The organism is Microcoleus sp. B3-D2 (assembly GCF_036705345.1).
GTDB lineage: Bacteria > Cyanobacteriota > Cyanobacteriia > Cyanobacteriales > Microcoleaceae > Microcoleus.
The window spans coordinates 64,700-86,623 of the sequence record NZ_JAUBUG010000005.1; the positions used below are offsets into that span (position 1 = coordinate 64,700).

Here is a 21,924-nt window from a genome sequence, read left to right on the forward strand (position 1 = left end):
ACTGCTCTAAAATGCCTCATAAAATTACCAAAGTCTCCGAAATCACTCCTTTAAATTTAACAAATTTAGAGGAATGCACTGAAGAATCAGTGTATGCTCCCGGTCATATTCAGCCCCACGGAATCGTTTTATTGCTGCAAGAAAACAGCCTCAATATTTTACAAGCTAGCGAAAATGTAGAACTGTTTTTTGGCATTTGTGCCCAAGAATTGCTAGGTCAGCCATTGCCAGATTTATGGGGTCACGATCGAGTACAAGAAATTGTCAGGCATCTCAATGAAGAACAACTCAACATTCATAATACTTTTGATATAAAAATATGTCTAAAAGATGGCAAAATTCAAACATTTAGAAGCACACTGCATCAACTACCAGATGAGTTGATTCTGGAGCTAGAACCCCAATTGACTATTGAAAATGATCGTTCAATCGATTTTTATCATCATCTGCAAACAGTTATCCTCAACTTTCGCAGTGCGATCGATATTTCGGATTTAGCTCAAACCATTGCTAGAGAAGTGAAAGCCATGACCGGGTTCGATCGCGTGATGATCTATCGTTTTGAAGCAGATGAGCATGGGGTGGTGATTGCTGAAGAGAAAGAAAGCTATCTAGAAAGCTACCTGGGATTGCATTACCCGGCGAGCGATATTCCCGTACCCGCCCGCAAATTGTTTTACCGCAATTGGATACGCCAAATTCCCAATATCAATTACACTCCGGCCAGCCTAATTCCTACCAACCATCCCGTAACCGATACACCCCAGGATCTAAGTGCTTGTGTGTTAAGGGGAGTATCTCCCTACCACATTGAATATTTGCAGAATATGGGAGTTGCTGGGACACTGACGATTTCGTTAATTGACGATCGGCGCCTGTGGGGATTAATTGCCTGTCACCATTACAGCCCGCGATTGGTCGATTACGAAACTCGCAAAACCTGTGAATTTTTAGGACAATTTGCCTCGATCGAACTGGTACATCAGCAAGAGCGAGAATTGAACGTTTACCGAGCGCAGGCGAAAACTATTCAGGATCAACTTCAGCAGGCATTCCGGCGAGATTCTAATTTTATCGAACAAGTATTGACCGAAAATGCTTCTCAACTGCTAGATTTAGTTCATGCTCAGGGAGCTGCTATTCTGCTCGATGGTGGTCTGACATTGGTGGGTAAAACACCATCTGAAGCTGAGGTTGGCGAGCTCGTGCAGTGGTTGCTGCAACAGAACAAAGAACGAGTGTTTGCAACAGCTTCTTTGTCTCAGTTGTATCCCCAAGCCAAGCAATTTAAGGATCGAGCTAGCGGTGTTTTAGCAATCTCAATCTTGCTATGCTACGCCATACAAAAGTCATACCACATCCTGTGGTTCCGACCCGAACAAATTCAAACCGTAAACTGGGCGGGTAATCCACATGATGCTGTGTCGATCGACGAAATTGGAAAAATGCACCTGTGTCCCCGCAAATCCTTTGAACTGTGGCAAGAGACAGTGCGGGAGATGTCTTCTCCGTGGCAGATTGCAGAGTTAGAAGCGGCCGCCGAAATGAGACATATCCTCATGCTGGCGGTGTTAGAATTTTCGCAAGCTGCCCTAGAACACGCTGCAGAAAGGGCAGCAATAGCCAACCGTGCCAAAAGCCAGTTCCTTGCCAACATGAGCCACGAGCTCAGAACGCCACTCAACGCCATTCTGGGATTTACCCAGCTTATGAACCACAGCCCCTATATCCCAGAAGAATTTCAAGAGCATTTAGGGATTATTACCCGTAGTGGAGAACACTTGCTGACATTGATCGACGATGTTTTGCAAATGTCTAGGATTGAAGCAGGGCAAATGGTACTGAGTCGAAGCTGTTTTAATCTGCATCGACTGCTAGGTTCTATTAACGAGATGTTCACCATCAAAGCGCCTGAGAAAGGGTTACATTTGAGCAGCGAGTGGGATGCTACTGTCCCCCGTTATGTCTGTGGCGATCAAGCAAAACTTCGCCAAATTTTGATTAATCTGCTTGGGAACGCGATCAAATTTACAACAACAGGAAGCATAGTGCTGCGCGGACGAGCTTTTTCATCAGATGATATATCATCCGGTACAAATCGCGATCGCGCCACTAATCAACCCGATATTCAACGAACTATTACCCTGTGTCTCGAAGTTGAGGATACCGGATCTGGCATTTCTCCCTCAGATTTAGAATCAATTTTTGACGCTTTCAGGCAAAGCAATCGCGATCGTCACGATCGAGGAACAGGTTTAGGACTGTCTATCAGTCGTGAGTTTGCGCGTCTGATGGGAGGCGATATCACCGTGGGAAGCACCCTAGATCAAGGCTCGACTTTTACCTGCCAAGTCGTTTTGGAACTACCAGAGTCCGTTGATTTAGAGGAACCTGAAATTAGCGATCGGATTATCGGGCTCGAACCTGGACAAGCTATCTCCCGAATTCTAGTAGTAGAAGACGTTCTAGAAAATCGGCAACTGCTGGTGACACTGCTGAAGTCAGTTGGGTTTGATGTGTGTGCGGTGGAAAATGGGGTAGAGGCGATCGCTCGTTGGCAAACATGGCACCCTGACCTGATTTTGATGGACATTCAAATGCCTGTCATGGATGGTTATGAAGCGACGAGACAGATTCGAGCGCAACAGTCATTAGTCATTAGTCATGAGTCATCAGCAGACAACTCAGGGCAAATGTCACAGGACAAAAGACAAATTACACGCATCATTGCCCTCACTGCCTATGCTTTTGAAGACGATCGTATCGCCAGCCTGCAAGTCGGTTGCGATGACTACATTGCCAAGCCGTTTAATGAAGACACACTTTTCGACAAAATAGCTCATCACTTGGGCGTCCGCTACTGCTACGCCGAAAAAGTTCCGCCAGACTCATCAGCTTCGCCACCAAAGATATTTACTCCAGACTTGAAAACCATGCCAACCACGTGGATTGCAGAAGTTCATGAAGCAGCACTAGATCTTAGTGATAATAAGCTTTATGAACTTATCGCTCAAATTCCCAAGGAGAAACAAGATTTCATCGCGGCGATGACATCTCTGGTCGATAACTTTCAGCTTGAAGCGATCGCAACTCTCACCCAGATTTAGGAAGAAGACATGACAACTCTATTCAAACTTGCGGCCCAAACGAATATTCTCATCGTGGACGATACCCCAGACAATCTGCGCTTGTTAGCCAAAATTCTAGAGTCACAGGGCTATATTGTCCGTAAAGCGCTCAACGGCAGAATGGCACTCCAAGGTATTCATCGCGAGCCACCGAGTCTGATTTTACTGGACATCAATATGCCGGAGATGAATGGGTACGAAGTCTGCCAAAAGTTAAAAGCATCGGAAGCGAGTGCTCAGATCCCGGTTATTTTTATCAGTGCGCTTGAACGAGTGGAAAACAAGGTACTAGCCTTTGAACTGGGTGGTGTAGACTATATTACCAAACCGTTTCAAGACCAGGAAGTGCTGATGCGAGTAAAAAATCAATTACTCATCCAACAGCAACGCCAACAACTGCTCGAACAAAACCAACGTTTAGAACACGAAATCCAAGAACGTCTGAGAGCAGAAGCAGAAGTAAGGCAGCTATCTGTGACCGATGAATTAACTGGATTATATAACCGACGAGGCTTCTTTTTACTAGCCAATCAACAATTAAGAATTGCTCGACGCACGCAAACATCCTATTTTATTTTGTTCGCTGATTTAGATGGTTTGAAAAAGATTAACGACACTTTAGGACACGAAATGGGAGATAGAGTAATCGTTGACGCAGCTCAAATATTGAAGCAAACCTTTCGTGAGGCGGATATTGTGGCTCGACTGGGAGGAGATGAATTTGCTTTATTTATTCCTAACTTTTCGGGTGATTCATCTAGTAATTTTCATGGTCGGCTGCAAGAAAATATAGATCGCTTTAATCAACAGTCCGAGCGAGCTTATATATCAATAAGTCTTGGTGTGGAGTTTGGGGATTTAAACAATGAAGTTTTATTAGAACAATTGCTGGCAAAGGCTGACAAACTAATGTACGAGCATAAACGCACCAAACGCTGTTTAAATCCTCAACCGTTCTTTTGAGAACAGCGATATAGGAGCGCCATAAGCATTATTTATTAAACGTGAGTTCAAGCGAGAAAGAGTAAACTGAAAACAAGATAGGGAAACAGCTTGCAGACTTTAGCCCCTCAGCCGGAAAACACGATGCAGTACACATCATCACACCTAAACCTGACAGGGTAGCAACCCCGTTAAAAGCTCTGCCTGTATTAGCTTAAGGGTGTGTGCGCTCAAAAAATGTCGTAGCTATTGAACATTTGCTAGTTGAAATCGAGATGAATTTTAAATTCAGCCGACTTATGTAAAGTATTGTAGGATTAAATTGGCGATCGCTCTAGCTGTTGGCAATTAAAATTAAGAGAGAGTATTTATGCAAATTGTGCTGGCTACCTTAGACGATGGTTTAGTTAGAGCGTGGCAAAGCACTTGCGGCAATATGGAAAATGTAAAGATACATCACGGTTCAATATTTGATGTGAAATGCGATGCTATTGTTAGTCCGGGGAATAGTTTTGGTTTCATGGACGACGGCTTAGAGTTAGAAATTTCGGAATATTTTGGAGGGCAGGTTCTTGAACGCTTGCAAAAACTAATTCAGGCTCGACATCACGGCGAACTCTTAGTAGGAAGGGCAGAAATTGTAGACACCGATCATGATGAAATTCCCTATTTAATAGCTGCACCCATTATGCGCGTCCCCACAGTTTTAAGAGAAACAGTAAATGTTTATCTAGCAACCCGCGCTATTTTGACGCTGGTAAAATTTGGCTCAGTCCCCGATGGAACGCCAGTCAAACATATCATTGAAACTATCGCTATTCCCGGCATGGGTACGGGAATTGGCAAAGTGCCGCCGCATATCTGTGCCAATCAAATGAAAGTTGCGCTCGAAGAGGTGCTCTTATCTCAGTACGAATTTCCTCAATCTTTACTGCACGCTCAAAGATGTCACCACTTGTTATATACGGACGAGAGCGAAGATTTGCAGTTGGAAAAGTGAAACTATTAAAGTGACCCGTTTTATTGTGTTGAGAAACCAAGTTTATGGGTGTGTGTTTTTTTAGGTAGAGAGACTTATCACAAATTTAAGTGCGGTGACATACTCCTACACCAACTGAGTACAGTATCGTGTAGGCTTCTCAGCGACTCCAGCTATTGCTTCGGACATTGACTGAGCTTTAATGACGGGATGACCCACCGCCTTATTCTTGATTACGATAGCTGCATTATGATCGCGGTCAAGACTACACCCACAATGGGGGCAGTCATGCCATCTTTCATGCAGCTTTTTCGGTACTTTTTCGCCGCAACTAGAGCAATATTGTGAAGTATTGTAGGCACTTACTGGGATTACCAACAAACCAGCATTTACAGCTTTATTTGTTAGAATCGACAGAAAGCTTGACCACCCAGCATCCAACACAGATTTAGCTAATTTTGTACGAGCAAGTCCTTTAACATTCAAGTCTTCAACCGCAACAAGATCATATTTTTTCAACAGCTCGTTAGCGGTCTTGAAGTGAAAGTCTTTACGCTTGTCTGCTACTTTCTTGTGACATCTTCCCAGTTGCTTAACTGCTTTCTGTCTTCGGTTGCTGCTTTTCTTGCGACGCGAGACTCGCTTCTGAATAGTTCGCAGACGTTTCCCCGCATTGCGGTAATGTTGAGGAATTGCCACAGTCTCGCCTTCTGATGTTGTCAAAAAATTCTTCAGCCCAACATCAATTCCAGTAATCTTGTTTGAATTAAAATCCGGTTTAACTTCAGGGACTGTTGAATCTTCCAAGCTGAGAGTTACATAATACCCATCAGCTTTTTTGGTAATAGAGACGGTTTTGATCTTGAATCCATCAGGTATGCAACGGTGCAAAACAACTTTAACTTTTCCGAGCATCGGCAAGTTGATTAAGTTTTTCTGTAAACAGCCATCTTTAACTTGAGGATAAGTAAACGTGCGATAACGACTGCGTGGTTTAAATCGAGGTCTACCGCTACGCTTTCCACTGCTGTCACCTTTTAGAAAACGATCAAAAGTTACCTTGACTCGCTTAACTACATCTTGAAGGACTTGAGAGTAAATCTCAGCATACCAAGGGTGAGTTTTTTTGAGTTGAGGTAACGTCTTTTTTTGATCGTAGTATTGTGGGTTGTCGCGCAGTTGAGGTAAGTGGCAAACTAGCGGACACGCATTGATGGGAGAACGGTTTTGCTCGTACCAATTGAATCGATCAGCCAACAAATAATTGTACTGTGCACATAACATTGACAGCCATCTGTCAATTTCAATGGCTTGTAACTTTGTTGGACGTAATCGATACTGGTAAGAAGTTCTCATTCCTTTGTCAATATTAGAGCGTAGTCAGTACATATCAATTAGTGTTACTGTACCAGAACACGTTATTTAGTGTCAATGGTATGAGTCAAGATTTTATCCATAAAGCCAGAGGTGTTTCCGACCTCAAGTGTCATTTAGTGTTGACCACCAAGTATCGGCGGAAAGTTCTGACGGATTTAATGCTGACAAGACTTGAGGAGATTTTTAAGGATCTCATGGAAAAGTGGGAAGGAAGATTGGTAGAATTCAATGGTGAACGCGACCACGTACATTTACTACTTCAGTACACTCCGCAAACTGAGCCAAGCAAACTTATAAACAACCTCAAGACTGTATCTAGTCGGTACTTGCGGAAAGAGTTTGTGACTGAAGTTGAAAAAGTCTACTGGAAGGATGTTTTCTGGACGAATGGATATTTTATTGTCTCCTGTGGTGGCGTGACTGGGGAGCAATTAAAAAAGTATATTGAAGGACAAAATAGACCCGTTGAATAAAGAATTTGGTTGTCTCGTCATCCACCCGCCCACCGCTCAAAACATAGTTTTGAATTGCTTGACGGGTGGAATCCTCACCTCACGCGCCTTTCATCCCACACTAATCGAAGCGATATAGTGTGGGGATTCCCGTCTGTTTAGCTAAACCGTACCTGCAACTTGGCGGTACCCTACACACGAGAGCAACTTTGGTAGATATAATATAATAAAACTGAGGTCATTCCAACTAGGTAAGCGCGGATACAAAAGTTGATAAAGCTGGAACAAGAATTGCCTAGTTTTTATTAAATGCCAGAAGTCTTTCTGGCGCTACACCTACAAAGTCTGTATAAAAGACCACAATTCCTTCTGGTGCTACACCTACAAAGTCTGCATCCAGGGACTGTGAGATTTTTTGAAAATGTTTACTACCACAGGAGAAGATTGATATGACAGATCCAAAAGTAACCGAGGAACCAATTTTAGAGGCAACTCTCGAAACGACGGCGATCGTCAAAAAAGAGATGCCAGACGCGACTGATGAGGCGATCGCAGAAACTGCGGCGCTGTTTGAAGCAATTAAAAAACGCGCCACCGCCGAAGTGCAAGCAGCGGGCGAACTCACCCGCGAAGCTTATTTAAAAGCTGTGAATAAGGCCTCCGGGGCGATCGAAGAAAATAAGGATCTCGCCCACGAGAGATTCACAGAAGCAGTCAGGCTGATTAAGAAAGAAACTGAGAAAAATTGGCTGGTGGTAGATGCGATTAAAACGCGGGCGCAAGCGCAGGTGCAAGATGCAGGCGAAGTCAGTCGCGAAGCTTATTTGAAAGCAGTGCGACAAGCGCGAGAAGCGGTGGAACAAAATAAATTGATCGAACGCGATCGCATCGAACAAGCTGTTGACCACATTCACACGGAAGCTGAAAAGAATTGGCACCTTATTGTGAAGCAAATTGAGTCGATCGGCACTCGCTTGACGGATGCGGCTAAGTCTGCATGGAACGCGCTGACGGCGTTTTTTGACAAGAAGGATTAAACTTAGATATGACACCATTTTAAAGAACAGGCAAGATGCCTGTTCCACAAAGATTGAATTTTCTTGTGGAACAGGCATCTTGCCTGTTGATATTTAAAGAACAGGCATCTTGCCTGTTCCACAAAGATTGAATTTTCTTGTGAAACAGGCATCTTGGCTGTTGATATTTAAAGAACAGGCAAGATGCCTGTTCCACAAAGGTTGAATTTTCTTGTGGAACAGGCATCTTGCGTTCATAAAAGGTTTTGACACTAAGCGCTATAATCAAAAAGCTTTATTTTTAGTCCATAACCCCCAACCATGAGAACTTACTACTGCGGCGAACTGCGAAGCAAACACATCGGAGAGACTGTCACCCTTTACGGCTGGGTGGATCGCCGCCGCGATCATGGCGGGGTGATTTTTCTGGATGTGCGCGATCGATCGGGTATTGTGCAAATTGTCAGCGATCCTGAACGCACCCCCGATTCATATCACGGGGCTGAGGCTTTACGCAGCGAATACGTGCTTAAAATTACGGGTAGAGTCAGCAGCCGCCCCGAAGACTCCCTCAACCCGAAATTGCCTACGGGTGAGGTGGAAATTTACGCTGACGAAATTGAATTGTTGAATGCGGTTCGCAAACAGTTACCGTTTCAGGTGGCGACGGCGGAAAATGAAAGCGTGCGGGAAGATTTGCGGCTGAAATATCGCTATTTGGACTTGCGGCGCGATCGTATGAGTCGCAATTTGCAGCTTCGCCACCAAGTTGTGAAAGCTATGCGCCGCCATTTGGAAGATGTGGGAGGTTTTATTGAAGTTGAAACACCGATTTTAACGCGATCGACTCCTGAAGGTGCGAGAGATTATTTAGTGCCCAGCCGCGTCAACTTGGGCGATTGGTACGCTTTGCCGCAGTCGCCGCAGTTGTTCAAACAATTGTTAATGGTTTCGGGTTTGGACAGATATTATCAAATTGCCCGCTGTTTCCGCGATGAAGATTTGCGCGCAGACAGACAGCCAGAATTCACACAATTAGACATGGAAATGAGTTTCATGTCTTTAGAAGAAATTATCGAATTAAACGAAGGTTTAGTCTCCCAGATTTTCCAAAGTGTCAAAGGCGTAGAAGTGCCTCGTCCTTTTCCGCGCTTGACTTACGCGGAAGCAATGGATCGCTATGGTAGCGACAAACCAGACACTCGCTTCGGTATGGAATTAGTTGATGTTTCCGATTTGATGAAAGATTCGGGATTTAAGGTATTTTCCGGGGCGGTTGCTGCGGGCGGAATTGTGAAAGTTTTGCCGATTCCGGGCGGGAATGATGCGATTTCTAACGTGCGGATTAAACCGGGTCCAAAAGGCGATTTGTTTAAGGAAGCCAGCGACGCCGGTGCGAAGGGATTGGCTTACATTCGGGTGCGGGATAATGGCGAAATTGATACGATCGGCGCAATTAAGGATAATCTGACGGAAGCGCAAAAACAGGAATTGCTCGATCGCACGGGCGCGCAACCAGGTCATTTGTTGTTATTCGCAGCGGCTGATGTGACAACTGTCAATAAGACTTTGGATAGATTGCGTTTGTTTGTCGGTAACGAATTGGGATTGATTGACAAAGACAAGATGAATCTGCTGTGGGTGACAGATTTCCCGATGTTTGAATGGAACGCTGACGAGAAGCGTTTGGAAGCATTGCATCACCCGTTTACTGCGCCGCATCCCGACGATATTAACGATTTGAAAACTGCGAGAGCTCAAGCTTACGATTTGGTGTTAAACGGTACAGAAATCGGTGGTGGTTCTCTGCGGATTTATCAGCGGGAAGTTCAGGAAAAGGTGTTTGACGCGATCGGCTTATCGACTGAGGAAGCTTACAATAAGTTTGGCTTTTTGTTGGATGCGTTTGAGTATGGAACTCCGCCCCACGGAGGCATTGCTTACGGTTTGGATCGGTTGGTGATGCTGTTGGCTGGTGAGGAATCTATTCGCGATGTGATTGCGTTTCCGAAGACGCAGCAGGCGGGTTGTTTGCTGACGAATGCGCCGGCTGGGGTGGATGAGAAGCAGTTGAAGGAGTTGCAAGTGCGATCGACTTATACGCCGAAGTCATAAGTATGTAGAATACCTTGACCATTCTCAATAATCCTTTCAGGGCGGGCTCGCGTGCCCACCGCGAAAATTCATCTGTTGTGGAACAGGCATCTTGCCTGTTCTTGAGAATGGTGCAAGATGTGTGATAAAATAGAGTTAGAAAAAAATGTTTTCGTATTAACACTTTTTTTAACGGCTATGGCAATAATTACGATTCAAGTTGATGAAAATATTAAGACAGCGTTTGAAGAAGCTAGTCCTAAGACTCAGCAAGAGTTAAGTTTGATTATTCAATTGTTTTTTAGAGAAAATTTACACAATAAAACTTTAACGCAGGTTATGGCAGAAATTTCGGATCGGGCCATGCAGCGAGGCTTAACGCCTGAAATTTTACAAGACATTTTAGCAGATAATAATGACGAATAGATTTGTCATTGATACGAATGTTTTAATCAGTGCTTTACTGTTTAAAACCTCAGTCCCATTTCGGGCGATTGAGTTGGCAGAAACAAAAGGAATAATTTTATATTCTGAAACGACTTTAAATGAATTAGAGCAAGTTTTAAATCGTAAAAAGTTTAAGAAGTATCTTTCTTTGGAAGATCGCCAAGTATTTTTACTGAAATTTATCAGTTCATCCCAATTAGTTTCTATTACAGAAAACATCACTGTTTGTCGAGATGAAAAAGATAATAAGTTTTTAGAGTTGGCTGTTAGTGGTAATGCCAATGTAATTGTTACGGGTGATTTGGATTTATTGGTATTAACTCCTTTTCAAGCAGTCGAAATTGTTACTCCCGATATGTTTATTGAGAGATTTAGTTAATGCCATAATTACATGGCACGTCTTTAGACTAAAAACACTATAATTATCATAGATGTCATTGCGTTTCCGAAGACGCAGCAAGTGTGCTGTTTATTGGCGAATGCGCCGTCTGATGTGGATGAGAAGCAGTTGAAGGAGTTGCAAGTGCGATCGACTTATACGCCCAAGTCATAATTATGAAACACCTTGACAATTTAACCATTCATCGGTTCCGAGGCCTGCGAGATTTGCACTTGCACGACTTGGGCCAAATCAACATATTGGTTGGTGGGAATAACTCAGGTAAAACCAGCGTTTTAGAGGCGATATCAACCTATTGTCGCCCCTTAGATCCGCTGGAATGGCTAAACACATCGTGGCGCAGAGAGATTAAATCTTCCCGCAAACCCCAGCTAGATGCTCTTAGATGGCTGTTTCCTCAAAACAGTGAAGTCTCTCATGTCCATGTCTACGAAGGAGAAACTTATGTTTCAAGTACTGGCGATTTTCCTGTAACAGAATTGAGAGCAATTTACCGAGAGTTTGAAGGAGTTTCGGAGTTAGGCGAGGGAGAAAATAGCTCAGAATCTCAACTAGAAATTGAGGAAATAGAATTTGACAATATTCTCCGAGGTGCTGAGTTAGAACTCAAAGTAGCAACAACTTTTAGCCCTGATGAATTATCACTAAGTTTTGAAATTTGGGAAAATCAGCGTTTTGTTAACAGAAAAAATCGCTCGACGGCGGTACTACCAATTGATACAGTAACACCGTTTTCTCACAGAATAGAACAGTTACAAATTAGCTTGCTGTCAGAAGTTATTTTGTTGGGTATTAAGCCCGAAGTAATAAAATTACTGCAACAGATGGATTCAGAAATTACTGATTTAGTAATTTTGTCGCAAACTGGCAAACGTCCCAGCCTCTACATCGATCACAAACGTGTAGGTATTTCGCCGCTTAGTGCTTTTGGTGATGGAGTGCGGCGTTTGCTGTTCATTGCTTTAACACTGGTAAAAGTGGAGGGTGGCGTTTTATTAATTGACGAGATAGAAACAGCAATTCATACGGTCGCACTTGGCAGTTCCTTTGCTTGGATTGTGGATTGGTGTCAGCGATTAGACGTGCAGTTATTTGCAACTACCCACAGTTTAGAAGCAATTGATGCGATGTTGGAGGCTAGCAATTCCGAGACAGATTTAGTTCTTTATCGTTTGGAAAAAAAGGAGTCACAAACTAAAGCAATCAGACTTGAACGGGAAAGACTGCACAGATTGCGGGAGGATTTAGGTCTGGAGGTTCGCGTGTGAGATATGCCATTATTGGAGTAGAAGGCCCACACGATCAGGCCTTTGTCGGCAAGGTTCTCAAGCTTTTGGGTTTTAAAGATTTTCGGGAAGAGTGGGATAAATTGGATAAGTTGACAAGATTGGATATGTCAAAAGAATTGGAGAGTAAATTCGATAAATTCTGGCACAAATTTATTCCTAAGTATCCCAAACAAGGAAGCTTGTACAAACGTCTTAATATGCCTTCTATTCTGTTCACAGAGAGCCTATCGGTAGCAATTTATGAAGGCGAAGGAAGCAATATTGTGACTAATTTGGATGACATTTTGTCTGCTAATTCTGAGTATCAAACAAACTTGGCAGCCTTCGGGATAGTTGCCGATTGTGACAAATCAACTCCCGATCGCATTGTCGCAACATATTCTAACAAATTCCGCAGTTATTTTCCTAATTTTCCAGTTAACCCTGGTGTTGTAGATACTAATAGCCCGCGTACAGGAATATATATTTTGCCAGACAATCAGCAGCAAGGTGTTTTAGATACTTTACTGTGCGAGTGCGGACAGATAGCTTATCCCGCGTACATGGAGAAAGCTAGTTCATATCTAAATCAGTTCTCACAATCAGATATAAAAGCTTTAAAATGGAAAAATTTCGATCGAGAAAAAGCTTTACTTGCTACTGTTGTCAGCGTTCTCAAACCTGGGAAGACTAATACAACAAGTATTGCTGATAATAATTGGGTCAGCGAACAGACAAAGAAGCAGGTTCCTGCTTTGGCAAATTTTATTGAGTTTTTGAGACAACTTTTGGAAGTGAGTTAATGGACGATCGCACTTTTTCAATTCATACGATCGCCCTCAACAATTACTCTTTCCAGTAACGGGTTAAAATCCGAATCACCTCACCCGCTAGAGGCGATGGTAGAGGCGGGCTCCATTCCCCAACTTCTGCAAAACCTAAAACGTGCAACAGATTAACGATGCTGTCTACCGCTTTGGGAACGCCACACAACAGCAAACGAATCGGTTGCTTACCTTGAGGTACATCAGGAATTTCTTCCCGGAGCAGTTCTGGAACTGATTTCGGCGGTGATATCATAGAGTTTCCTCCTAAATATGGGAGTTGAAGCCCCCACCGAACGATTGCAACTCTGACCGGTGGGGGTTTTGTGTTTGACTATTTACACGGTATCACACCGAGTGTCACCGTGCAAGAGGCGTACAAAGAAAGTACGATCGATGTATGAAGTAAATTCCCAGTTGCCTAACTTGCCAGCAAAAAACCTAAAACGAGTCACCAGCTACGTTCCTCCAAACGCCTACAACGTCTTGGAAGATTGGGCCAAGAAAGAAGACCGGACAGTCAGCAATCTCGTCAGTCGGATTGTCTCTCAAGCTGTAGATGCTTACTTGGCTAAAAAGACTACAGAAGATGAACCCAGCAGCAATTAACCTTTGAGCTCTACGCTAATGGGTCATTCTCAACTGCCAACCTGTCGGGCAGTTTATTTTGTGTTGGAGTTGGGTTTTCTTTTTCCTCTAACCCGAAACCCGATCCAAAGGGTCAAATTCAGCAACCTGTTTTTGACCAAGAGAGGTAATTGCTAAGACTAAAACACTTAACGTAAAGCCTAAAATCGCATAACTCGGTAGTGAAAAAATAGTTACTTTAAACAAATAAGGCAATTCCCCCCCTTCCAGTTCCACCGCTTTCCTAGAAACACGAAAATGAGATTACAACCAGAGATTCTCTACTGAAAATCAGCATTTGAACCTAAAATTTTGAGTTTTGTTCGCGGTTTCTGCCTCTCTTTTATCTCTTTTATATGCGAATATAAAAAAATATTATTCACAAACGGAATAGGATTGCTATCTAAAAGCCCGATCGCACTTTTGCGCCTTGTAACCCTGTTCACCCCCAAACATATGCGTTACCCTAGTTGACTACAACTTGTACCGCACTCCCCAACTAAATTCATGCTTTCCCGCATCAAAGAAGTAGCCGCCACCCTAGCACCCCGCTTAATCGAAATTCGCCGCCACATCCACTCCCACCCCGAACTCAGCGGCCAAGAATATCAAACCGCCGCCTACGTAGCCGGAGTTCTCGCATCCAGCGGAGTCCGCGCCATCGAAGGAATCGGCAAAACAGGAGTTATCGGCGAACTCAAAGGCACCAGCAGCGAGTCCCGGTGGCTGGCAATTCGCACCGATATGGACGCTTTGCCGATTCAAGAACGCACAAACTTAGATTTTGCCTCCCGCAACGAGGGAGTCATGCACGCCTGCGGCCACGACATCCACACCACCGTCGGTTTGGGCGCAGCCATGATATTGTCTCAGCTAGAGGAAAAAATGCCCGGTCACGTCCGCTTCTTGTTTCAGCCGGCGGAAGAGATTGCCCAAGGTGCTCAATGGATGATTAAAGACGGGGCGATGCAAGATGTTGACGGCATCCTCGGAGTGCACGTTTTCCCGACGATTCCCGGCGGTTGCATCGGTATCCGCCACGGGGCCCTGACGGCGGCGGCAGATGACATAGAATTGATTGTGATGGGCGAATCCGGCCACGGTGCGCGCCCCCACGAGGCGATCGACGCAATTTGGATTGCTTCTCAGATAATTACCACTTTGCAGCAGGCAATTAGCCGCACGCAAAATCCTTTGAGGCCGCTGGTTTTGACGATCGGGCAAATTAACGGCGGACGAGCGCCGAACGTGATTGCCGATCGAGTAAAATTGCTGGGAACCGTGCGATCGCTGCATCCGGAAACCCACGAAAAACTGCCGGCTTGGATCGAACAAATTGTTTCTAGCGTCTGCGCGACTTACGGCGCTAAGTACGAACTCACCTACAAGCGCGGCGTGCCCGGAGTCCAAAACGACCCAAAACTCACGCAATTAGTCGAAACTGCGGCTTTAGAAGCTTTAGGTCGATCGCGCGTCCAGATTTTACCAGAACCATCCCTCGGCGCGGAAGATTTTTCGATGTACTTAGAACACGCACCGGGAACCATGTTTCGCTTAGGAGTGGGACTGACTGACAAACCGAACTATCCCCTCCATCACCCGCAATTTGAGGTCGATGAAGCCTCCATTGTGACCGGCGCTGTCACCTTAGCCTATGCCGCCTACCAATATTGGAAACAGCATCCAGGTTCACACTAATAGTCTTCGACGTATGGGTGGTCAGCTAACTAACCGTAGGGTGCTTAGCCGGAAAATTGTTTTGTCTCTGGTAATAACATTCAGCCCTGACCCACCCTACAATAACTACAAAAACTAATTTATAAAATTTTATGAATCTAGATTTCGATCGATTCTGCGACGCCTGCAACCCCAGTCACTCCCTGATATTGGGCAATGCCGAAGATCAGCGCTACTACATTGATTTTGCTGAGGTGCGCGGCGGAAAAGTTATTAACATACTCAAACGGACAATTACCCGTCTGGCACGAGATAAACCGACTTGCCAATTGTTTACCGGACATATTGGTTGTGGCAAGTCTACTGAATTGTCGCGACTGGAAAAAGAGTTGACAGATGAGGGGTTTCATGTAGTTTACTTCGAGTCAACACAAGATCTCGATGAAATGGATCTCGATTTGACGGATATCATGTTAGCGATCGCACGGCGAGTCACGCAAAGCTTGGAAGAGGGCAAAATTTCCTTGCAGCCCCAGCGCTTTAAAGAATTCTTAAAAAATAGTTGGAATTTTTTACAAACCCCTGTGACTTTAGAAGCTGAAGGAGAACTTTTTGGTAGCAAATATAAGGGCAATACAGACGGGAATCTGGAAGTTTCTCTGCCTTTAGGTATCGCCAAAATTACTGCCAAAACCAAAAGTGATCCCGACTTGCGCTCTAAACTGAGACAGTACATGGAACCGCAAGCTAATAAAATGTTAGAACTGATTAATCAAGAAATAATTGATGTAGCAATTAATCAGCTAAAGCAGCGGGGTAAAAAAGGATTGGTGGTGATTGTTGACAACTTAGACAGGATAGTCTCTCGACCCAATGCAGCGGGGCGACTGTTGCCAGAATATATTTTTATTGACCGGGGCGATCAGTTGCGGCAACTGAATTGCCATTTAGTTTATACCCTGCCGTTGGGATTGATTTTTGGTAATGAAAGTGAAATTTTGAAAAATCGCTTGGGGGGCGGAGTTGACCCAAAAATTTTGCCAATGGTACCAGTAAAGAAGAGAGACGGCAGCGAATGTGTTGAGGGGATGAATTTGCTGCGGCGCATGGTGATGTCGCGGGCTTTCCCTGATGTGTCGCCAGAGAAATATATCACATTAATTGCCGAAGTTTTTGACAGTCCTGAAACTTTAGATGAATTGTGCCGAGTCAGCGGAGGTCATCTGCGAAACTTGATGGGGATGCTGTTTGGTTGCTTGCAGCAAGATGACCCTCCTATTTCGCAAGATGTGTTGAAATCAGTGATTCGCAGTTCCCGCGACAGTCTGAGGAATGGCATTGATAATGATGAGTGGGAGTTACTCTTTAAGGTGGTGAAAGAACAAAGCATTAATGGAGATAAAGAATACCAAGATTTGCTGCGAAACCTGTGGGCTTTTGAATATGTAGACACTCAAGGAAATTGGTTTGCGTTGAATCCGCTGTTGATGGAAACTGACAAATTCAAGCTGTGGCAGCAGCAAAATTCGTGAGATCATGGTAAACTCAAATCTAGCGGAAGATATTGCAGCAGAAAATGAGCGCTCGCTATCTACTTTGGTACGGACTATCTCCCGCTTTCAAGGAAAGTTTTCTTTAACTATAGTGCGCTGCAATTATGCTAGCTTGCGTTATGCAATGCTGGAAAAACTGCGCGATCGCTCGACTGTTCAATATCAAGAATTAGTCCTCGAACCTGCTACCCAAACACTTTATCAAACCATTCTCAATGCCGTCCAAGAGCAACCGCCGAAAGCTTTAATAATTGTCGGTATCGAATCGGTGGTTGCTCTTGATGACCTGTTAGCGGGGGCTAATAGAGCGCGAGATCAATTCAAGCAAGATTTTGCTTTTCCTTTAATATTATGGGTTACGGATTTCGTACTGTCTAAATTCAGTCGATCGGCGAATGATTTGAAGTCTTGGGCTCCTCCTCCAATTCAGTTTACCATGCCGCCCTATGATTTGATGATTTTTTTGCGACAAAAAGCAGGTCAAGCTTTTGGTGATGTTGAGAATTTCAAATTAGATGACTGTGAAATTGAGTCGTTGGAGAATGATTTGCTAAATGTAGCATTAGGCCAGGAATTGCAAGCGAGTTGGCAATTTATTCAGGGTTTAGTTGAATATCTGAAAAATAAAATAGATTCAGCACTCCAATATTATCATCAAAGTTTGACATTTTGGCAGCAAAATCACCCGTTAGAAAGACAAGGAATTGTCTGCCAGAAAATTGCTCAAGCTTACAACCGCAAAGCTGAATTGCACCGGGCAGGAAATCAAGGTTATTGGCAAGAAGCTAGAAAGTATTTACAGCAATCTCAGGAGAGCTTTGAGCAAGCACAGCGACATGATTTAGCTGCGAAATGTATTAGCCAACTTGGCGAAGTGCTGCGACTTTTACAAGCTTGGGAAGAGTTGCAAAGTTTAGCTGAAAAAGCCTTAGAAATTCACGAAATTTACGGCACTCCGAGTCAAGTAGCTGAAGATTACGGCTTTTTGGCTGAGGTGGCGCTGCAACAATCTCAGTGGGAAAAAGCTTGCGAATCGGCTAACTTAGCATTGTCGGTTTTGGCAGAAGCAGGAATCAATAAAAAAGAGACTGGTTTGTATCTGCTACTTTTGGCAAAAGGGCAGCGAAATCTTATCCCCTGTTCGACAGTTAACCCCCCCCAGCCCGCCCTTGCTAAGGGGGGGAGTGAGTCTGTATTTTCCCCTCTTGAGATTATAGAAACTTTAACACAAGCGAAAGTAATTACCCAGCCTCAAGATGATGTGCAGCTTTATCTGAGGATTTTAGAAGAGTTGAGAACTCTGTATTTTGAGCAAGGCGAATATTTAAAAGCCTTTTACATTAAACTCGAACAACAAGCAGTTAAGAGCAAATATGGATTGCAAGCTTTTATTGGTGCAGGTCGCTTGCAGTCGCCGCAACAAACAATTGATATCGGTTTAGAATCCGGTCTGTCAAAAGCTGAAATTGTTGAGGAAATTGAAGCCGCTTCCGGGCGGGCGCAGGATATTAAACGGATAATTCAACGGATAGGTAGAGATGATTGCAAGCTGACAATTATTCACGGACAGTCTGGAGTAGGAAAAAGTTCGATTATTCAAGCGGGGTTAGTTCCGGCACTGCAATTCACCACTTTTAAAGCGCGGGACTTATTGCCTGTTTTATTGCACTCTTATCACGATTGGGCGAGGAATTGCGGTCAGTGTTTGCGATCGGGAATTAAAAAAATAAAAGGTGAGAGTTTATCTACTCCTATTGATACGCCGACAGCTATTCTGGAACAGTTACGACTGAATCAAAATCGCAATTTATTGACGGTACTAATCTTTGACCAGTTTGAGGAATTTTTCTTTGCTTATCCAGACCAAACTAGCCGGAGAGAGTTATATAATTTTTTGGCTGAGTGTTTAAATATTTTTAATCTAAAAATTATCCTGTCGCTGCGAGAAGATTATCTTTTCTACTTGTTCGAGTTCAATCGCGCCACCAATTTATTAATTATCAATAACGATATTCTTACGCAAAATATCTGCTATTACTTGGGTAATTTTTCGCTCCCCGATGCTAAAACTGTTCTCCAAACTTTAACAAAACGCTCTCAACTTGACTTATCCGAAGATTTGGTAAACGCGCTGGTAGAAGATTTAGCAGGTGAAGTGCGCGAAGTGCGGCCGATTGAGTTGCAAATTGTGGGAACGCAACTAGAAAAACAGCAGATTACTCGACTGAGTGAATATCAGCAACTTGGCAATCAGGCTAAGCTTAAACTGGTTGAGGAATTTTTAGCAGAAGTTATCGCCGACTGCGGGCAGGAAAATAAAGATATTGCCGAACTTGTGTTGTACTTGCTGACGGATGAAAACAACACTCGTCCTCAGAAAAATCTGGCTGAGTTAGCAGCACATTTAGGAACTGAGTCAGAAAGATTAGAGTTAGTTATCGAGATTGTCGTTAAATCTGGATTGGTGTTAGAAGTGCCAGCAACTCCGATTGAACGTTACCAACTTGTCCACGATTATTTAGTGCCTTTTATCCGCAAACAGCGCGGTGCGGAATTACTCGAATTACGCCAAAAACTCAAGCAGACTGAAACTGAAAATCAGATATTAGCAGAGGCGCGGCAGAAAGCAGAACAGTTGTCAGCAGCAGCAAAGCGACAAGTTAAATGGCTAACTACTGGTGCAACGATATTTAGCATTAGCTTAATTGGCGCTGTCACCGCAATGGGAGTAGCTTGGCAGCAAGTGGACAAGGCACAGAAATTGACAAAATTAGAGCGGGCTGCAAGTGATGCTTTGAGAATGTTTGAATCTGGCAATAATCAAATAGATGCTTTAATCTCAGCGGTGAAGACTGGGAAAGAACTTAAATCTACAGTCAAAGACGTTCGTTCCCTTGCAGATTACCCGATATCTACTCCCCAGATGGCCCTCAACCAGATTCTCGACAACATCCGAGAACAAAATCGGTTTAGAGGACATCAAGCAGAGGTATTGAGTGTCAGTTTTAGTCCCGACGGTAAATACATCGCTACGGCATCAAAGGACACAACAGCAAGGTTGTGGGACATCAAAGGTAAGTTGATACAAGAATTTAAAGGACATCAAATTTGGGTATTTAGTGTCAGTTTTAGTCCCGACGGCAAATACATCGCTACGGCATCAGGGGAAAAAACAGTAAGGTTGTGGGATTTGACAGGCAAGCCGATTAAGAAATTTAAAGGATATCCACATGGCGGATTGAATGGGGTAACAAGTGTTAGTTTTAGTCCAGACGGCAAATACATCGCTACGGGATCAGCGGACAAAACAGCAAGGTTATGGGATTTAACAGGCAAGCTGATCAAGGAATTTAAAGGGCATCAGGATTTGGTATGGAGTGTCAGTTTTAGTCCAGACGGCAAATACATCGCTACGGGATCATGGGACAAAACAACAAGGTTGTGGGATTTAACAGGCAAGCTAATACAAGAATTTAAAGGACATCAAGATAGGGTATGGAGTGTCAGTTTTAGTCCAGACGGCAAATACATAGCTACGGGCTCAAGGGACAAAACAGCAAGGTTGTGGGATTTAACAGGCAAGCTAATACAAGAATTTAAAGGGCATCAAAATGGGGTATCAAGTGTCAGTTTTAGTCCAGACAGCAAATACATCGCTACGGCATCAGGGGAAAAAACAGTAAGGTTGTGGGATTTAACAGGCAAGTTGATACAAGAATTTAAAGGACATCAGGATTTGGTATGGGGTGTCAGTTGGAGTCCCGATGGCAAATACATCGCTACCGCATCGTACAATACAGCAAGGTTATGGCATTTAACAGGTAAGCTGATACAAAAATTTAAAGGACATAAAAGTTGGGTATCAAGTGTCAGCTTTAGTCCAGACGGCAAATACATCGCTACGGCATCATACGACAAAACAGCAAGGTTGTGGGATGTCAAACGCAATCTAATACAAGAATTTAAAGGAGATCAAGATTCGGTATCGAGTGTAAGTTTTAGTCCCGACGGCAAATACATTGCTACGGCATCATCGGACAATACAGCCCGGTTGTGGGATTTAACAGGCAAGCTAATACAAGAATTTAAAGGACATCAAGGTTGGGTAAGGAGTGTCAGTTTTAGTCCAGACGGCAAATACATAGCTACGGGATCATGGGATAATACAGCAAGGTTATGGGATTTAACAGGTAAGCTGATACAAAAATTTAAAGGACATCAAGGTTGGGTAACAAGTGTCAGTTTTAGTCCTGATGGCAAATACATCGCTACGGCATCAAATGACAATACAGCAAGGTTATGGGATGTTAAAGGCAAGTTAATCCAAGAATTTAAAGGACACCAAGATCCGGTAACAAGTGTCAGTTTTAGTCCCGACGGCAAATACATCGCTACGGCATCATTAGACAAAACAGCAAGGTTGTGGGATTTAAAAAAAGGCAAGCTAATACAAGAATTTAAAGGACATCAAGGTTGGGTATCAAGTGTCAGTTTTAGTCCAGACGGCAAATACATAGCTACGGCCTCAAGGGACAAAACAGCCCGGTTGTGGGATGTAACAGGCAAGTTGATACAAGAATTTAAAGGACATCAAGATGGGATATTGAGTGTCAGTTTTAGTCCTGACGGCAAATACATCGCTACAGCATCAGAGGACAAAACAGCCCGGTTGTGGCGAATCAGAAGTTTAGATGAAATGCTGGTGCAAGGCTGCGATTGGCTGCACGACTATTTGCAGAATAATGCTGATGAAAGCGAGAAACACCTCTGCGATGGGATTAGTGCTCAGAAAAATGATTAGCCAATCAGTCGGTAGGTGCAAATAAACCTGACCGTGTAACAGAATGTAAAGCGATCGCAACTTTTGCGATTCCTGCGTTTGATATCAAATCCGGTAGCATCGGAATTAATATTACCCACAGCCAGGACACCGCCTCTGCCTTTCGTCGTGTCAACTTAAGCTTTTTGTCCGCCAGTCCTCCCGCCCACCCGGCAGTCCGCCAGGGAATAAATTCCCTGTCTAATAGCGAAAGTCCTCTAAAAGAGGACTAATGAATTATTCAGTCCTCTTTTAGAGGACTTTCGCTTTGAGGCAGGGGTTTCAACCCCTGTCGGACTATCGGTTTAACGAACCAAACCA

At 43.8% G+C, this 21,924-nt stretch carries 16 protein-coding genes; 14 read left to right on the top strand and 2 right to left on the bottom strand.

Annotated features, from left to right (window positions below):
- Positions 1-11: 11 nt before the first annotated feature.
- The 3 genes from QUB14_RS03375 (at position 12) to QUB14_RS03385 (ending at position 5,070) form a co-directional block, all read left to right on the top strand.
- Positions 12-3,107: a response regulator gene (locus QUB14_RS03375; RefSeq protein ID WP_333215180.1), complete on the top strand. Its 3,096-nt coding sequence runs from the start codon at positions 12-14 to the stop codon at positions 3,105-3,107.
- Positions 3,108-3,116: 9 nt separating this feature from the next.
- Positions 3,117-4,091 carry a diguanylate cyclase gene (locus QUB14_RS03380; RefSeq protein WP_333215178.1) on the top strand — a complete coding sequence of 325 codons (975 nt, stop codon included), beginning with the start codon at positions 3,117-3,119 and terminating at the stop codon, positions 4,089-4,091.
- Between the two features lie 349 nt (positions 4,092-4,440).
- A complete protein-coding gene (locus QUB14_RS03385; RefSeq protein ID WP_333215176.1) occupies positions 4,441-5,070 on the top strand; it encodes a macro domain-containing protein in 630 nt (209 codons plus the stop codon).
- A 105-nt stretch (positions 5,071-5,175) separates the two neighbouring features.
- Here QUB14_RS03385 and QUB14_RS03390 read toward each other — a convergent pair whose 3' ends face one another.
- Positions 5,176-6,405, bottom strand: coding sequence for a transposase (locus QUB14_RS03390; protein ID WP_333215174.1), 1,230 nt, complete (start codon positions 6,403-6,405; stop codon positions 5,176-5,178).
- An 80-nt stretch (positions 6,406-6,485) separates the two neighbouring features.
- Here QUB14_RS03390 and tnpA point away from each other — a divergent pair, with 80 nt between their 5' ends.
- The 7 genes from tnpA (at position 6,486) to QUB14_RS03425 (ending at position 12,906) form a co-directional block, all read left to right on the top strand.
- Positions 6,486-6,899 carry an IS200/IS605 family transposase gene (tnpA, locus tag QUB14_RS03395; RefSeq protein ID WP_333215172.1) on the top strand — a complete coding sequence of 138 codons (414 nt, stop codon included), beginning with the start codon at positions 6,486-6,488 and terminating at the stop codon, positions 6,897-6,899.
- Positions 6,900-7,327: 428 nt separating this feature from the next.
- Positions 7,328-7,915: a hypothetical protein gene (locus QUB14_RS03400; protein ID WP_333215170.1), complete on the top strand. Its 588-nt coding sequence runs from the start codon at positions 7,328-7,330 to the stop codon at positions 7,913-7,915.
- 300 nt (positions 7,916-8,215) lie between these two features.
- Positions 8,216-10,009, top strand: coding sequence for an aspartate--tRNA ligase (gene aspS / locus QUB14_RS03405; RefSeq protein WP_333215168.1), 1,794 nt, complete (start codon positions 8,216-8,218; stop codon positions 10,007-10,009).
- A gap of 117 nt (positions 10,010-10,126) precedes the next feature.
- Complete coding sequence (locus QUB14_RS03410) at positions 10,127-10,414, top strand: hypothetical protein (protein ID WP_333215166.1); 288 nt, start codon at positions 10,127-10,129, stop codon at positions 10,412-10,414.
- Positions 10,404-10,814: a putative toxin-antitoxin system toxin component, PIN family gene (locus QUB14_RS03415; protein ID WP_333215164.1), complete on the top strand. Its 411-nt coding sequence runs from the start codon at positions 10,404-10,406 to the stop codon at positions 10,812-10,814. Before QUB14_RS03410 ends, QUB14_RS03415 begins: the two co-directional genes overlap by 11 nt.
- 176 nt (positions 10,815-10,990) lie before the next feature.
- Positions 10,991-12,103, top strand: coding sequence for an AAA family ATPase (locus tag QUB14_RS03420; RefSeq protein WP_333215162.1), 1,113 nt, complete (start codon positions 10,991-10,993; stop codon positions 12,101-12,103).
- Complete coding sequence (locus QUB14_RS03425) at positions 12,100-12,906, top strand: DUF3226 domain-containing protein (protein WP_333215160.1); 807 nt, start codon at positions 12,100-12,102, stop codon at positions 12,904-12,906. The genes QUB14_RS03420 and QUB14_RS03425 overlap by 4 nt, the downstream gene beginning before the upstream one ends.
- A gap of 43 nt (positions 12,907-12,949) precedes the next feature.
- Here the strand turns inward: QUB14_RS03425 and QUB14_RS03430 are convergent, their stop codons facing one another.
- Positions 12,950-13,183 carry a hypothetical protein gene (locus QUB14_RS03430; protein WP_190733091.1) on the bottom strand — a complete coding sequence of 78 codons (234 nt, stop codon included), beginning with the start codon at positions 13,181-13,183 and terminating at the stop codon, positions 12,950-12,952.
- 140 nt (positions 13,184-13,323) lie between these two features.
- Here QUB14_RS03430 and QUB14_RS03435 point away from each other — a divergent pair, with 140 nt between their 5' ends.
- From QUB14_RS03435 to QUB14_RS03450, 4 genes are all read left to right on the top strand, one after another.
- On the top strand, positions 13,324-13,536 hold the full coding sequence (locus QUB14_RS03435; RefSeq protein WP_242719200.1) for a ribbon-helix-helix domain-containing protein: 213 nt from the start codon (positions 13,324-13,326) through the stop codon (positions 13,534-13,536).
- 525 nt (positions 13,537-14,061) lie between these two features.
- Positions 14,062-15,252 (top strand): M20 family metallopeptidase, encoded by a 1,191-nt coding sequence (locus QUB14_RS03440; RefSeq protein ID WP_333215158.1) that lies wholly within the window; start codon positions 14,062-14,064, stop codon positions 15,250-15,252.
- Between the two features lie 131 nt (positions 15,253-15,383).
- Positions 15,384-16,763: an ATP-binding protein gene (locus QUB14_RS03445; RefSeq protein WP_333215156.1), complete on the top strand. Its 1,380-nt coding sequence runs from the start codon at positions 15,384-15,386 to the stop codon at positions 16,761-16,763.
- Between the two features lie 4 nt (positions 16,764-16,767).
- The gene (locus tag QUB14_RS03450; protein WP_333215154.1) at positions 16,768-21,585 is read left to right on the top strand and encodes an eIF2A-related protein; all 4,818 of its coding nucleotides are present in this window, start codon (positions 16,768-16,770) and stop codon (positions 21,583-21,585) included.
- Positions 21,586-21,924: the final 339 nt, after the last annotated feature.